The organism is Clostridium sp. AF34-10BH, assembly GCF_003478095.1.
GTDB classification, from domain to species: Bacteria; Bacillota; Clostridia; order Lachnospirales; family Lachnospiraceae; genus Acetatifactor; species Acetatifactor acetigignens.
Map to the genome: position 1 here is coordinate 247,333 of NZ_QUEC01000002.1, position 15,094 is coordinate 262,426.

General features: G+C 46.6%; 14 protein-coding genes. 1 reads left to right on the forward strand and 13 read right to left on the reverse strand.

Annotated features, from left to right (window positions below):
• The 7 genes from DWZ61_RS03070 to DWZ61_RS03100 all read right to left on the reverse strand — a co-directional run bounded on the left by DWZ61_RS03070 (position 1) and on the right by DWZ61_RS03100 (position 7,538).
• A complete protein-coding gene (locus DWZ61_RS03070) occupies positions 1 to 891 on the reverse strand; it encodes a hypothetical protein (protein ID WP_118537346.1) in 891 nt (296 codons plus the stop codon).
• Between the two features lie 3 nt (positions 892 to 894).
• Entirely contained in the window at positions 895 to 2,007 is a 1,113-nt protein-coding gene (locus DWZ61_RS03075) for a hypothetical protein (RefSeq protein WP_118537347.1), read from the reverse strand.
• The gene (locus DWZ61_RS03080) at positions 2,004 to 4,229 is read right to left on the reverse strand and encodes a YfhO family protein (RefSeq protein ID WP_147354666.1); all 2,226 of its coding nucleotides are present in this window, start codon (positions 4,227 to 4,229) and stop codon (positions 2,004 to 2,006) included. The genes DWZ61_RS03075 and DWZ61_RS03080 overlap by 4 nt, the downstream gene beginning before the upstream one ends.
• 131 nt (positions 4,230 to 4,360) lie before the next feature.
• The gene (locus DWZ61_RS03085; RefSeq protein WP_022313277.1) at positions 4,361 to 5,128 is read right to left on the reverse strand and encodes an amino acid ABC transporter ATP-binding protein; all 768 of its coding nucleotides are present in this window, start codon (positions 5,126 to 5,128) and stop codon (positions 4,361 to 4,363) included.
• A gap of 38 nt (positions 5,129 to 5,166) precedes the next feature.
• Positions 5,167 to 5,841 (reverse strand): amino acid ABC transporter permease, encoded by a 675-nt coding sequence (locus tag DWZ61_RS03090; RefSeq protein WP_022313276.1) that lies wholly within the window; start codon positions 5,839 to 5,841, stop codon positions 5,167 to 5,169.
• Complete coding sequence (locus DWZ61_RS03095; RefSeq protein ID WP_118502638.1) at positions 5,822 to 6,481, reverse strand: amino acid ABC transporter permease; 660 nt, start codon at positions 6,479 to 6,481, stop codon at positions 5,822 to 5,824. Before DWZ61_RS03095 ends, DWZ61_RS03090 begins: the two co-directional genes overlap by 20 nt.
• 166 nt (positions 6,482 to 6,647) lie before the next feature.
• Positions 6,648 to 7,538 (reverse strand): transporter substrate-binding domain-containing protein, encoded by an 891-nt coding sequence (locus tag DWZ61_RS03100; protein ID WP_118537349.1) that lies wholly within the window; start codon positions 7,536 to 7,538, stop codon positions 6,648 to 6,650.
• A 224-nt stretch (positions 7,539 to 7,762) separates the two neighbouring features.
• Between DWZ61_RS03100 and DWZ61_RS03105 the strand changes: the two genes are divergently transcribed.
• Positions 7,763 to 9,082, forward strand: a complete 1,320-nt coding sequence (locus DWZ61_RS03105) for a CapA family protein (protein ID WP_118537350.1) — start codon at positions 7,763 to 7,765, stop codon at positions 9,080 to 9,082.
• Here DWZ61_RS03105 and DWZ61_RS03110 read toward each other — a convergent pair.
• From DWZ61_RS03110 to DWZ61_RS03140, 6 genes are all read right to left on the reverse strand, one after another.
• Entirely contained in the window at positions 9,072 to 10,313 is a 1,242-nt protein-coding gene (locus DWZ61_RS03110; protein ID WP_118537351.1) for an SH3 domain-containing protein, read from the reverse strand. The genes DWZ61_RS03105 and DWZ61_RS03110 overlap by 11 nt on opposite strands.
• Before the next feature lie 105 nt (positions 10,314 to 10,418).
• On the reverse strand, positions 10,419 to 11,171 hold the full coding sequence (locus DWZ61_RS03115) for a cache domain-containing protein (protein WP_181968702.1): 753 nt from the start codon (positions 11,169 to 11,171) through the stop codon (positions 10,419 to 10,421).
• A gap of 430 nt (positions 11,172 to 11,601) precedes the next feature.
• Complete coding sequence (locus DWZ61_RS03125) at positions 11,602 to 12,156, reverse strand: hypothetical protein (RefSeq protein WP_118537353.1); 555 nt, start codon at positions 12,154 to 12,156, stop codon at positions 11,602 to 11,604.
• A gap of 44 nt (positions 12,157 to 12,200) precedes the next feature.
• Entirely contained in the window at positions 12,201 to 13,130 is a 930-nt protein-coding gene (locus DWZ61_RS03130) for an AEC family transporter (RefSeq protein ID WP_118537354.1), read from the reverse strand.
• Between the two features lie 211 nt (positions 13,131 to 13,341).
• A complete protein-coding gene (locus DWZ61_RS03135) occupies positions 13,342 to 14,022 on the reverse strand; it encodes a hypothetical protein (RefSeq protein ID WP_147354667.1) in 681 nt (226 codons plus the stop codon).
• Positions 14,023 to 14,185: 163 nt separating this feature from the next.
• Positions 14,186 to 14,896, reverse strand: a complete 711-nt coding sequence (locus tag DWZ61_RS03140) for a LytTR family DNA-binding domain-containing protein (protein WP_243026335.1) — start codon at positions 14,894 to 14,896, stop codon at positions 14,186 to 14,188.
• Positions 14,897 to 15,094 lie beyond the last annotated feature (198 nt).

The window sequence follows — 15,094 nt, forward strand, 5'->3', positions numbered from 1 at the left end:
CTACTTTTCTCCATTCTTTTTGACAGTGCCTTCCCGCATCCTTGCTGTTCTGTCTGTCAACTGTAAAACTGCACCGCATTTTTCAATGCTCCACACACACAACAGTATCTGGACGTAACCGAAAAACACCGCTGGAGTCCCGATCAGCGTTACCAGCCCCAGTGCCCAGCTTCCCATTCTCTGTACAAAATCCCACGGGAAATACCGCAGAGACATTACAGTGAGCAATGCCGCCGCTCCCAGCCAGATATGATCATTTTTGGCGCATATCTTTTTTCCTTTTACAAAGCTTTGATAGAGCAAAAACAACAGACAGCCAAGCAGCAGAATTCCCATTCCGGGGTGTCCGTTCCTATAAAAATAAGTACTGAACAGACCGCCGATACTGTATCCCTGCTCCATGATGCTGGTATATTCCAATCCGCTCTCCGCAAAGGACCCGTCGAACAGCCAGTGTTTCCACGTCATATAGGTGGGGTATGCCATGGCAACTCCCAGAATTCCGATCACCGGATATTGCCATTGTCTCCGGCAGATACCACCCACGCAGATCAGGAACAAAAGCGTCAACGCGGCTACGCCATCCAGTCTTCCGATAATCCCCAGGGCCAGTACTGCGGTCAATCCGTAGCCTGTCTTCCAGAACATTTTCTCCGTATCCGACATTTTTACCAGAGACGCTGCCAGGATCGGCACCACCATCCATATCAGAATCTGTGACCGATCCACACTTTCCGTTACCACATATACATGATAAGGCAGCAACAGATACCCCAATGCCCCCACCAGTGAAAACCAGTCTTTCTTTTTTCTCTTTAAAACGCAATGGAACATACTCCATGCGGTTCCAAAGGTAATAATCTGGGTCAATATGATAAAAGTACTTTCCATCTGTTATTCTCCTGTCATGAAAGGTTCTTCATTGTACCAGTACTGAACATCCGATTGCAGTATAATGGTATTTTCATAATATACCACCTGTAAAACAAGTATTAACAGTACCGCAAACACGATCCAAGGGGAAATTTTGTTCTGGCTTTTTCTTTTTTGAAGAAGTATCCATACCACACTGCCCAGTACTGCATATCCCAACACACAGACAACAAACTTTCCGGGATTTCCCATTACATATAAGGTCTTCACCGCCAGAGGATTCCATATACCAAAAGCTGCTGCCGCCAACACCAGTCGCGCATCCTTTCCCCATTTGGAAAACAGGAAATAAAGCAATGCAAGTGCAGCTCCGGATAAAAATGCTATCATGATCTTATAAGATGTTGCGACCGGAAATCCAATCCACCGCATTCCTGCCGGAATCCATAAATATAGTAAATGGGCTGCCGGAATCCTTCCCCATTCTCCCTGAAACATATACTCTGTTTCTCTCAGGCACTGTACACTGTCAGTCCCCAGAACAAGATAATCCACCAGCAAGGGGATACAGGCTATCATCCAGATTCCCACCATTGCACAGTTGATCCATTTTTTCTGTCCGCTCACTTCTTTACACAATACTTTTCTGCGGAATATCGCAATTCCATCCAGACAGGCAAAAAGAACCAGCACTATTACAAAAAGGATCCTTCTTCCGGCGGTTGTCTTCTCTACTTTCAACTCATAGGAAACATTTCCTCCCTCCGAAAATGGCTGTATCTGCAGATGTGCTGCATCAACCGTATCTGCCACATAATAGGTAATCCTTTTATGCTCCGTATCTGCAGGCAAAGTTGCCCGGTTGCCCCTGATCGCACGAAAAGTGGTCTCCTCCGCTTCCAGACTGATCTCCATTCCGCTTCCGATTCCGCCATTTGCAATATCCGACTCTACTATGATGCGATATACTCCCGGGTTCAATGCAAAATCTTTGCTGACGATCCCCCCTGTTTCTTCCACCCGATACAATTGCTGATGATCTGCCTCGAATACAATATCCGATCCCCCAAAAGACAGCACGAACAGAACCGCTAAGAGAAGCCCTTCCGCTAATAAAATCCATTTCTTTTTCATCTCTGTCTCCTCTTCCGAATCCCGAAAAACACAATACCCGCTGCTGTGATCAAAGTAACCAGTTCCGCCGTTCTCCAATACCACGGTTCCACGAATCGCACACTGACTGTTCCGGCATATCCACCCGGAATGCACACTTGCAAAATATGTCCACCGTCGTCTGTGATCTCCAATACTTCTCCTTTGTCATCCCTGGCTGCATATCCCTTATACATGAGAACCGGAAGTGTTACTATTTCCTCCCGGGCCGAATCATTCCTGCAGAAAAAGCTTATATTTAAACCTCTCTTTTCATAGTCTGCGATCTGAATATTCTCATTGGCTTCCGGTCTTGCAAAAGTCAGCTTTGTGCTGTCCGTTCCATAGATCAGATACTCTTCTCCGGAGATGTAACCAAATCCCATACTTTCCTGATTATATAATGTAACGTCCCTCTCCTGTACTCCCGAATCCATCATAAACAGATAGGATGCAGACAAAGACACTACTGCCGTGATCAGACTCATCTGATAGAAGATTTTCCGGTTGTTCTGAAAATATCGAATCACATATCCCGTTACCGTCACCAACAGAACCGTACCCCATCCCAGAAAACGATTGGGGAACTGCAGACTGCTCACCAGTGTCGCTGCAATGCCGGAAATTTTCTGAATGTTATCCCATGGAAAGGAATTTGTGGACATCCATAATGCAAGGCATCCGAATCCTGCTGCCTTTATCGCAAAGCTCTTCTCAGCCTCTTTTTGTTTTTGCAAATCTCCCAAAAATAACAGCAGCCAGAAAATCATCATTCCTATTACCAGAAACAATCCTACCCCAATAGGATTCAGTAAATCCCCTGCCTTGCCTTCCATGGATTCCGGAATTCTGCTGAACCAGAACTGCTGTAATATTTGCGCAAAAATGGTTCCTCTGTCCTGGATAGTTCTCGCCGATGCATGGCGTATCCTGACATCCTGTGTCAAATAATAGTCAACAAACGGTACCAGATACCACAAGCTTAATCCCAGCGCAAAAAATGCTCCACATGCAAGCTGCCGAAATCTCTGCCATGCAAATACTCTGCGGATATAAATCAGACAGAACAGCACTGTGAACAATGCCGTAATCTCACAGGTCAGTACATGGGTCTGGATCAATCCGGCATATCCCAGTCCCAAAATGATCCAGCTTTTATGAAACTCTCTGTCTTCCACATCTTTTTCAAAGACAAGATAAATTCCGTATACCACCAGCGGCAGAAACGTATAGGCGCTTCCCTCTCCTACAGCTCCTACCATTACCAGCTTAAAAAATCTGAATATCGATAAAGTATACAATGCGCTGCAGACCAGGCCTATGATCCGGTCTTTGAATATTCCACTAAAGCAGTACCAGGCTATCGCTGCCGTAGCAATATTAAGTCCTATGCAATAGAAAGCATAGCTTTCTGTCATCGTAAAGCCTGCCATGCGCAGAAGTGCCGGAAAATACAATAACAGATTGCAATAGAAAATACCATTGGCGTATCCGTGGTCAAATACCCATCTGGGTTCCAGCCGTACCGGGAACTGTCCGGTCAGAAGTCCATCCTTTACACCTTCAATACGGTGCAAATGATAGGTCAGATCCGCTCCGGACACCATGCCGTCATAAAAATAGGGGATGGAGGCAAAAAAGGCGATCACACCGATTCCAAACAGGATCTGACGTCTCTGCTCATTTCTGCCTTTTACCACCTCCCAACGCTCCAGCCACATGGTCGCAAGAACCAACAGTGCTGCTGCCGCAAGGATCACAAGATATCTTGTCCACAGAAGATTCGTCTCCACGATCCGCAGATTCCCGGTGGTCAGCTTTTCCCGTCCGGAATAATCGATTGTCACCGTCAGTTCTTCTGTGGGCTCATAAAGCCAGAAATCATAGGAAGTATGCCCCAGTGCACTGTACAGATGCTCGCCGTTGCACAACAGGCCTCCCTGATACACAGTGCCGTCTTTCACATTACAGACCGCGATGGCATCCCCGGTGCATTCGTAGGACAGCTCCACCCGGTATACTCCTGTCCCTAGAGAAATATGCTCAAATACCGGCTCTTCTGTATAAGATTCCCCTTCCGCAAAAGTATAGCTTCCGGTATAGTTCCATTCCCGGTTGGGCATGGCAATACGGATGATACAACCCACCATCAATGTAGCCAGAATCCCCAGAATCACATATCTGATATAAGGTTTTTTCTTCACCTTTCCCATTCTCCTTTGGTCACATGTTGTAAATCATTTGAAATAAAACGCAAAAATCCATAATGAGTATAGCACAAAAAAAAGATAATGAAAACTCTCTTCATTATCTTTTTCCTGTATTTATGCGATTCCTATGCCTGTTTTGTATGATGTTCCACATGTTCGAAGGTGAATACATTCAGGAACTGTTTTGCTCTCTCTGTCTCCGGATGTTCGAAAAATTTATCGGGAGCGGCCTCCTCCACGATCTTACCCTGGTCGATGAAAATAACTTTGTCCGCTACCGCCTTTGCAAACTGCATCTCATGGGTGACAATGAGCATGGTCTTGCCCTGTTTTGCCAGATCCAGCATAACATCCAGCACTTCTCTTACCATCTCCGGATCCAGTGCCGCGGTCACTTCATCGAACAGCAGGATCTCCGGATGCATGCACAATGCCCGGACGATGGCTACACGCTGCTTCTGTCCACCGGACAACTGTCTGGGATAACTCTTTGCCTTATCTGCCAGTCCCACGCGCGCCAGAAGCTCCATGGCCTCCTTCTGTGCCTCTGCCTTATCGCGCTTCTGTACCTTGACCGGTGCCAGCGTAATATTGTCCAGTACCGTCAGATGCGGGAACAGTTCATAGCTCTGGAATACCATACCGATCTTCTGACGCAGGGTGGTGATATTTTTACTGCCCTTGCGGATATCCATGCCCTGCAGCTTTATCGTACCGCCCTGAATAGGTTCCAGTGCATTAATACACCGAAGCAGCGTACTCTTACCACAGCCGCTGGGACCTACCACTACCAGAACATCTCCCTGTTTTACTTCCAGATTGATGCCGTCCAGGATCTTCTGGCCTTCATATTCTTTTGTCAGATTTTCTATCTTCAACAATGTCTCTGCCATGTTTTCACTCCATTCTCATTCCGACTCCGGTTCCATTTCTAATTCCACTTTTTCTCCAGCACTCTGGCCAGAACACTGAAGGGCCAGCAGGCGAAGAAATACAGAACAAATACCACAAGGAATACTCCGAACGCAGCATTGGGACTGCTCATACGATTGGCCTCAATGATCTGCTGTGCCACCTTCAGCATTTCCACCACGCCGATCATGAGCACCAGGCTGGTGGTCTTGATCATACGGGTGATCAGGTTGATGGACAGCGGAATCAGTCTCCGCACAGTCTGCGGAATAATGATATACAGATACGTCTGTATTTTACTGAATCCCAGTGCTTCACTGCTTTCGTACTGATGCTTCGGAATACTGATCAGCGCTCCACGCACCAGATCTCCCATCTCTGCGGTGCCCCACAGGACGAAGACGATGACGGATGCCACCTCTCCGGACAGATTCCAGCCCAGTGCTCTGGTAGATCCGAAATATACGATAAATAAAAGCACCAGCTGCGGCATGATACGGATGAATTCCAGATAGACCCGGAAGATAGCTTTGACGAACCGGTTCTTCACCGTCATCAACGCTCCCACCAGAATACCTAACGGCATACTGATCAGAATAGATACGATACTGATCTTCATGGCTACCCATAATCCCTGCAGCAGACGGAGCATGTTCGTGCCTTTGAATAATACATCAATCCCCAAATCCGGCATAACGCATCCTCCTCTCCACCAGAGATCCCACGATCGATACCGGCAGCAGGATCAACAGATAAAATACCACCAGAAGGAAAAGGCTCTCGGTAGTCTTATAATACAGGCCGATCAGATCCTTTGCCGTAAACATCAGATCCATCAGACTGATGGCACTGAATACACTGGTCTCCTTCAACAGGAAAATAATATTCGCCACAAATGCCGGGATACTGGTAGACATGGCCTGGGGCAGGATCACATATCTTAGTACCTGTCCGGAGTTCATTCCCAGGCTGATGGCACTTTCATTCTGGATCGGTTCCACGGCCTCCAGACCGCTGCGGAATGCCTCCGCCATATAACTGCCACCTAAAAATGCCAGTCCTACCACACCGCAGACCTCTGCTGACATCCGGATCCCAATCTTCGGAAATCCGTAATAAATAAAAAACAGCTGTACCAGAAGCGGTGTATTACGGCTCAGTTCCACGTAGACCGCTACGATCCACCGAAGCACCGGTACTTTATAATATTGTATCGCCGCACATACCAGTCCCAGCAGAATCGCAAACAGGATTCCGATGACACCGATCTTCACGGTGAGCAACGCTGCCTTTTCATACATAGGCAGATATTTTCCTATAAATTCCCAGTTCATGTATTTCTTTCCTTTCAGGAAGCTTTTCAACAATCGTGACTATTCAGAATAGTTACACACAACTTTTTAGATTATAACAAAAGAAGTAGCCAGATGCAAGAAAAGACTGCGGCGGCAACATACGTGCCCCGCAGTCCCCTCTCTATCATTCTATTCCGATCCGTACTTATTGTGCGGTTACCTTGCCGCCTTCTACTACCAGGCTGTCCTCATAATCCAGGCCATAGGTATCTGCCAGAGTTGCCTCGTAATCTGCATGGAAGAAGTTCTCTTCACCAAGGCTTGCGATCTCATCATTGATCCAGTCAAGCAGAGTAGTATTGCCCTTAGATACTGCGGGAGCGATGGTATCAGCGCTGCCCAGGGAAGGAATACCTACGGTATAGCCTTCATTCTGCAGAGCAAATGCGATGACCTCAGTGTTGTCGTTTGCCCATGCTACGGAAGTACCGTTTTCAAAAGCTTCCTTAGCGGTTGCATAGGAATCGAACTTCTGTAAAGGAATGTCCGGATAATTAGCAATCAGATAGGTCTCTGCGGTGGTTCCGGAGATCACAATAATAGAATCATCTGCATTCCAGTTATCCAGAGTGGTGATTACATTGTCATCCTTGGATACTACGCCAAGTGCTACATTCATATAAGGAACAGCGAAATCAACTTCCTCTGCTCTCTCGGGAGTTACGGTGAAGTTAGCCAGGATCACGTCTACCTTACCGGTCTGCAGATACTCGATACGGTTGGCCGCCTCGGTAGATACGAAGTTCACATCGACACCCAGATCCTCACCGAGTCTTCTTGCATAATATACATCATATCCCTGATACTCGCCGTTCTCATCCACATAACCAAACGGATTCTTATCAGAAAATACACCGATATTGATGGTACCGCTTTCCTTGATCTCATCCAGAGTGCGGTATACAGCCTTGCTTCCAGCATCGTTGCTGCCGGTAGCTGCTGCGCCGTTATCGTTGCTGCCGCATGCGGTCAGTCCCAGTGCCAATACTCCTGTTAATGCCAGTGCCAAAACGCTCTTCCACTCAAACTTCTTCATAATCCTTTTCCTCCTCTTCGATGTCTCATTTAAGTATCGAATCAACTTATGGGTAGGATTATATCTCCTATTTCATACTATGTCAATAGGAAAACAGTAATTTGTTTCTACTTTTTGCGAAAAAATAAAATCAATGCTATAATATTATTGTTACTTTTGATTGTAAACAGACCTTGTAACCGGAATTCCGTAAGAGATAATAAAGGAGAACAAAAGAATAATATATGAAAAAACCGATTTCACGTTTCTATCTGCTGTTGGTTCTCGTTCCGTTACTGTTACTGGCGAGCATGGGCGGCTATTACTTTCTGGAAGAAACTGCTGCAGGCAGCGATGTTGTTGTCGTTCCACAGACCCCTGCACCGCCTTCTGCCACACCGGTTCCCGTCCCTACTCCGGAGCCGACCCCCACTCCCTTCCCGGAGCATGACATTACGCTCATGGCTGTCGGGGACAACCTGATGCATCTGGGAATCGTGGCCAGTGGAAAACAGGAGGACGGAACTTATGATTTCTCCATGCTGTTTCAGGGGATTTCACCCTTCTTAAACGCGGCAGACATCCGGATCATCAATCAGGAAACTGTCATGGGCGGCAATTCCCGGGGATTTTCCGGTTTTCCCTATTTTAATTCTCCTACCGAAGTTGGGGATGCGATTGCGGATGCCGGATTCAACGTGGTTCTGCAGGCATCCAATCATACCGCGGATCAGAAGCTGGACGGCCTGTTGTACTGTGCGGATTTCTGGAAAAACAAGCACCCGGAGGTACTGGTAACCGGTATTCACGAAGACGCTTCACAGGCAGATGACATTCCGTTACTTACCATCGATGATGTCACTTTCGCCATCTTAAATTATACCTACGGTGCCAATACCGAGACACTCCCCTTAGATCTGCTGGGGCATCTGAATCTTCTGTGTGCCGTAAATGAGAAAAACGGACAGATGGACTTCACCACGCTGAACCCGCAGGTCTTAGAGGATATCTCCCGGGCAAAAGAACTGGCAGACATCGTCATCGTCTGTCCTCACTGGGGGACTGAGTATTCCTCCAAAATCTCAAGCTATCAGGAGAAATGGGCACTGGAGATGACAGAAGCCGGTGCCGATGTCATTATCGGAACCCATCCCCATGTGGTAGAGCCTGTGGAATGGATCACCGCAGAAAACGGCAATGAGTCTCTGTGCTATTATTCGCTGGGCAATTATGTGTCCACCCAGAAAAATGCTCTCAGCATGTTAGAGGGTATGGCCTGGCTGACTTTTCACGTTGCAGAGGACGGTGTCTCCATCGAGCGGAAGACCACCGGTGTGATCCCACTGGTCTGTCAGTACACCTCCGGACCGGTACGGTTTGAAAATGTCTATCTGCTGGAAGAATATACCGAAGAGCTGGCGGCCTCCCACGGCATCCGCAATTATGCCGGTGTGGTCCTTCATCTGGAAGACCTGCAAAAATGGAGCGACGAGATCCTCGGTGATTTCGTACTCACCAAAGATCAGGCGCTCCATAATTTCAAAACCGATTCTATTAATCAATAACGTTTCGCATACCGATGATGGGACTGTAGTCCACAGCACTGATAATGACACCTTTCCGTGAATTGGCGGAATGGATGATCTGTCCGTCACCGATATACAGTCCTACATGGGTACAGCTCTTCCCTCCATTGGAACTATAACATACAATATCTCCTGGCTGAAGTTCTTCAGAACTGATACTGCGTCCGGCACCGGAATACTGTCCTCCCGGTGTACGGCTGATAGAATATCCGAACTCCGCATAGATAAAGCAGGTAAATCCCGAACAATCTGTACCTCCTGACAGACTGGAACCTCCGTGTACATACCGGTTGCCCAGATACTGCATGGCATACTCAATGATTCCCTGTCTGAGTTCCGCATTGGAGGTATAAGTAGTTGCGGGAAGTGTGATGCTCGTGATCACCTCCGGGGCATCCTGCTCGGCAGTCTGTTCTCTTGCCTGCAATGCCTTCTGTGCGGCAATTTCCGCCTGTTCCTCTTCTATTGTCTTCGCATAGATAAATTCTTCCGAGATCGTAACATATTCCGCAGAGACATAGCCTTCCTTGCTGTCGGTGTACTGTACCTTCAGCCAGTCTCCGTCATTCTCCAGAATTTTTACCTTTTCTCCATTGTCAATGTAACCAATTCTTTTTGCATCTGTGGCAGGATCCTGTCTCACATTCAGACGGTCTGCGATAACCACAGCATATCTGGTCACATAATTGTCTACAACCTCAGCTGCTGCATCTCCGTAAATAAAAAACTCTGCCTTGATATAGCCCTCCACATTACCGGAGATGATCCGGAACCAGTCCTGATCCTCTCCTGCCACATCCAGGATCTGTGCCACCGCTCCATCATAGATTTTGCCCACTACAGCACTGTCTGTGTTCGGTTCTGTCCGGACATTGACGTAATTCGTCACATTGGCGATCGCTAACGACGCATATTCATCTGCGGTCGTATCCTCTACGGAAGCTTCGTCTACCGGAACATCCTCCGGATCCGACACCCCTTCCAGTGCTCTGGGATCTTCCGTCTCGCCACCCTGTACCGCCAGCAGATCCTCTATGGTAATCTGTCCGGTAGCCGGGATCGGCTCGACACCGATCTGATGTATTTCTGCCGCATGTACTTTCTGTACCGAGGTTTCACTCTGTATTTTCAGTTCTCCGTTTCCTGCTGCCACCACCATACTGACTCCGGTGAGAGCGACCGCCAGTGCCATGAACATTCTTTTTTTCATTATAATCCCTGTTACTTCCTACAATTACTGTTTTCTGATGACATTCTGCATAATAGCACATAAAGCAGCACCCGTCCACGAATGTCTCCAAATATCTCAAACTACTTAAAATACTGCATCAACTCTTCCAGATCCGTGGATACTGACAGATGCCCGGATCAGAGTGGTCACTTCACGGATCACAGATTTCACTTCAAGATTGCCTGACAGATTACCATTGGCAATTTGGTCAATATATTCTGCGGTCGTCAGTAATGGTTTTCGTATTTTGAATGACAGATAAACCATGACAGCAATAAAAAGAACATTCAGACATACTGAGCGCAGAACCAGACTTCTTAACATGTCGGATATTGCATCCTGAACTATGCTCTCCCGTTCTCCGGCAAAAGCCATTCCCAGAATCTCTCCGTCATCGGAACATACCGGCATATAATAGACATAATATTCTTCTCCCTGAATCTCTACTCCATCAGTTTCATAATCGTTACCGGCTCTGACCGTCTCCCATATCTGTGGATCAGCCTTGGTTCCTTCTGCCCTGTTCCCATCCTTGTCCACAATGGAAGTAATAAATCTCTCATCCTCCATGAAAAGCGTCTGTTCAATATGCTCATCCTGCAAAGAATCTATAAACTGATAACTGATATCATCCTTTTCCAGAATATCCTCACGGATATCCCATGTGAAATACTGCTCCACTGATGTAGCACATGCTTTCAGCCGCAGATAGGTACTGTCGACCAGTTCATCTTTCATTTTGCCCGATGCATATACAGTCAGAGCAACCATCGTTGCAAGCATCGGAATGCAGCCGATCATTAAAATCACCTGCAAATACCCCATTTTCTTCTTCATTTCAGCACCCTCCTCGTTTTCTGATATAAACTTTTTCCTGCTGTTACCCATCCCCGTACGGGCATGATGAAACATCCGCAAGTTGATCTAATTGAAAAATATCATAGCATATTTTATCAGGATCCACAACACTTCGACATTCTTGAGTTTCCGCAGTTTTATCCACAACTGCCTGTTTTTTCAGATACTATTATAAACAACTTTCAAATATCCGGCAGATTGGTGCTTTAGAAGAAGTTTGGCTATTGGAATTTGGCTACCTGTTCTAATTTCTTTTATAAAAAGAACCGTTCTTTGCTCTCTCCTTTCTTTAATTGCAGTCTCCTTATATTTCACTACAGTATCCACATCCGAATGCGCCTGAAAAGCAGCTCCGGTAATCCTACCGCCCTTCCTCCTGTGTTTTCTCACCACATTTTGTCTGAAATTTTTAAAAATAAAGAATGCTTACGCCATGTAACATCGTGGTATTTCTCCAGTTCTCCGTTCCCAACGATCCGGTGTGCCAGATCAGTAGTCCGGTGTTTTCGGCATTTTCTCTTCTGCCTACTTCTGCCGTAAGCTCCACTCCCCGGGCATAGCCCCTTTCCTGCTGTACCACCGTAGGTTCCGTAACCGTCCATGCTTTTGCCGATAATATTCCGTTCTCATACCGCACCCAAATTCTGCATCCCGTTACAAAGCAGTTTGTCACGACCTCGCGGGAAATGCACTGCGCCTGTCCACGCACATACTGTATCAGATACATGGATACCGCATCGGAATGGGCCGCCGTACGGATGATCCGAAGTCCATAACCGTCCAGAGTGTCCGTGTCCGTCTTGATGCAGACATCCAGATACTGTCCGGCGCTGCCAAAACCCTGTCCGGCAGACTTTGCCGGATCGACTTCCAACAAGACTTCCATATTCCGTTTGGTTTCCGTTCCCATCTCCGGTGCCGTGGTCGGCGTATAGCGGATCCTGGCCCCCTGCATTCTTGTCATCAACCAGACCGGACAGCAGGATACCGCTTGCCTTTTTCACACTTCTAATAAACCACTGCTGCCAGAATGATATATACCAGAATCGACACCATACAGTACATAGAATTGGTTGTTGATACATAGGCACTGCCCTCTTCCTTTTTCAGAAAAGTCTGCATGCTGAAAGTGGCCGGCGCCGACATATAGGAAATGATGGCAAGATTCAACAGCATGTTATCTCCTATCCACAAATGCACTGCCCACAGCACTCCAATTGCCATAAGTGTCTGTAGCAGAACTCTCATCAGGATTGTCTTCAGGCATGGCCGGATCAGTTCCTTTGTCAGTTCCATGCTATATCCCACAACGATCAGAATGATTGCTGTCACGGATGTGGTAAGGATCCCTTCCACCGCCAGATATGCACCGCCGAAGGGACTGTCGATCAGGCAAATCACCACCTTGGACAGTCCTGCCAGGATTCCAAGCACACTTGCAATAAATGCCGGTGTGTGGAATGCACTCATACATAGTTTCTTTGCATTGATCTTCTCTCCGTTTTCCACCTGTCCCAGCATCCCCATATAGATGCTGAATCCAAACAAAAGTCCTGCAATATCCAGTACTGCGATCTGTGAGAGATTTTCCTGCCCGCACAGGCTGGTATACAAAGGATACGCCATGAGGCCACCCTCATATACACTGACCATAAACGGCAGGTACTTGCGGTATTCTCCGTTCATAAGCGGCTTCAACAGAAATCCTACTCCGAAAGATACCACCAGCATAACGAACATAATCCCCACCAGTTTCCAGGTCTTCACACTGTAATCCGCTGTGGCCAGTGCATGAAAGATTGCCACCGGAAGCATGATATTGGTTACCAGCAGTTTCATATTATCTATTCCGCTTTTGGTAAGTAACTTTAATTTTCTGCATGCCATACCGAGAACCAGCATGACAAGTACCGGCAATATAATTTCTAATATTCTCATTTGTTATCCCTTTCCGAGGTATCCTATACTTTTTTATTTATTATACTTCGATTTTCCTATCCTGTATATTATGTATCCCGGAAGTTTTGTAGAAATGTTTTAGAATTGATGCAGAAATGTTAATGCCAGAATTCGGTCTCCATTTCAGATATGCAAAAAGGCACTGTATCTCAATTTTTTTGAAATACAATGCCTTTTTTACAACACAATCTTACCCAAAGAAATTATACTTGTTAGCCTCAAAAACTTCCATATAGGTTGCCCCATTGGAACCATACCGGTTGGATGCGCTGACCACATTTTCGGAAGCATTCTTATTGATGTGCTCACCGAGAAATCCTATTTTGGAGGCGATGCCCTTCTCTCCTCCCAGTACCTTCTGTAAGGTATCCGCATCCGCATTCCGGAATACTTTCTCGTCCACGATCAGGCTTCCGTCCTTTGCCTGACTGATTCCTATACTTTCCAGTGATTCTTTACTGCCCGCTGGAATGTTTTTTAACTGTTGCTGGTAAAATTCATTCATGATTCCGCCGGTGGTCTTAAGCTGCTTCATGGTAGCATTGTACGCTTCCACCATTTTGTTCACGTCACTCAGGATGTCCGTGGTGTCTCCGCTCTCTTTTGCCTTGTCGTAGATGGAATCCTTATCGCTGCCTGCAAGCTTTGACGCAGATTGGCTCAACTTCTCCGACAGATCCTCCAGCTTTGCATAATTATTTTTCCTCAGAATGTCCGTGGCACCGGTACTTGTGGTGTTCATGCTCTTCCCGATGGTTCCCAGCAGGTTCTGGGATGACTTGTTATTGATAATGTCCAAGAGCGACGTTCTCTGAATGGGAATCCCGCTTTTTGCTGCGGAATTTGCCAGCATTTGGGTTGTGATCCTCATTTTGCGACCTCCTTTGATCTGCAATTTTTTCTCTCTGTCTTCTATATCGCCGCTTTTCTTTCACCCTTAATATGTCTTGTAACGAACCGATCTTTTCATGTAACGAAACATCAAAAAATCAGCAGGCCCATCACCCGCTGATTCCTTTCTGAAGCATCACCGCTTACACTTTTCTCAGATACTTCATGTATGCGGTGACAAAGTCATTGTATTTCTGTTTTGCTAAAAATACGCTCTCACCGTTTTTCAATTCTATGTTGCTGTTGTCATACCGGGCCACCTCCTGCAGATTCACAAGAAATCCCCGATGGGAGCGGAAAAAGCGATCTCCCAGCTTCTGTTCCAGCACTTCCATTTTTTCATAAAAACAGTAGGGCTCCTTCTTTGACTTGGTGTGCAGCATAATTTTTCTGGCCTGGTTCTCGGCATAGAGGATATCATCCACAGGAATCCTGACATAGTTGCCGCCTACTTTTATAACCAGCGGTTCAACATTCTTTTTACTCCGGATCTGGCAGATTGCCCTGTCCATGACTTCTGTGAACTTCTGCTCATCGATAGGCTTCAAAAGATAATGAAATGCCCCCACATCATAGCCTTCAAACACATATTCACGTAAGGCCGTCACGAAGATAATCAGTGCATCCGACCTTTCCCGGATCTTTCTGGCCGTCTCCATACCGTCCGGTTCCACCGCATTCTGCTCCCGGTTCAGGGAAATATCTAACAGGATCAGGTCAAACGCCGTCGGATCCGCCAACAGTTCTCCGCCGTCGGCAAACAGTCGGATTTCCCCCTCCGTACATTTCTTTACCAGCCTTTTCAGGTATTCTCTTATGGGCTGTTCATCGTCACATATTGCTATTTTCAGCATTCGTCTTCTACTCCCCCGGATCTTATTCCATTCAAACATTTCCTTTTTTATATCGCCACTTTTCCTTTGAAATTCAATCCTATGTAACGAAATGCGATTTTTGTGTAACGAAAAAATCAGCGGGTATATAGCATCCCAAAAGCTCTGCTCAATAGTCACCCGAGTTTCCCGTTTTGTAAACGAGTTTCACATTTTGAA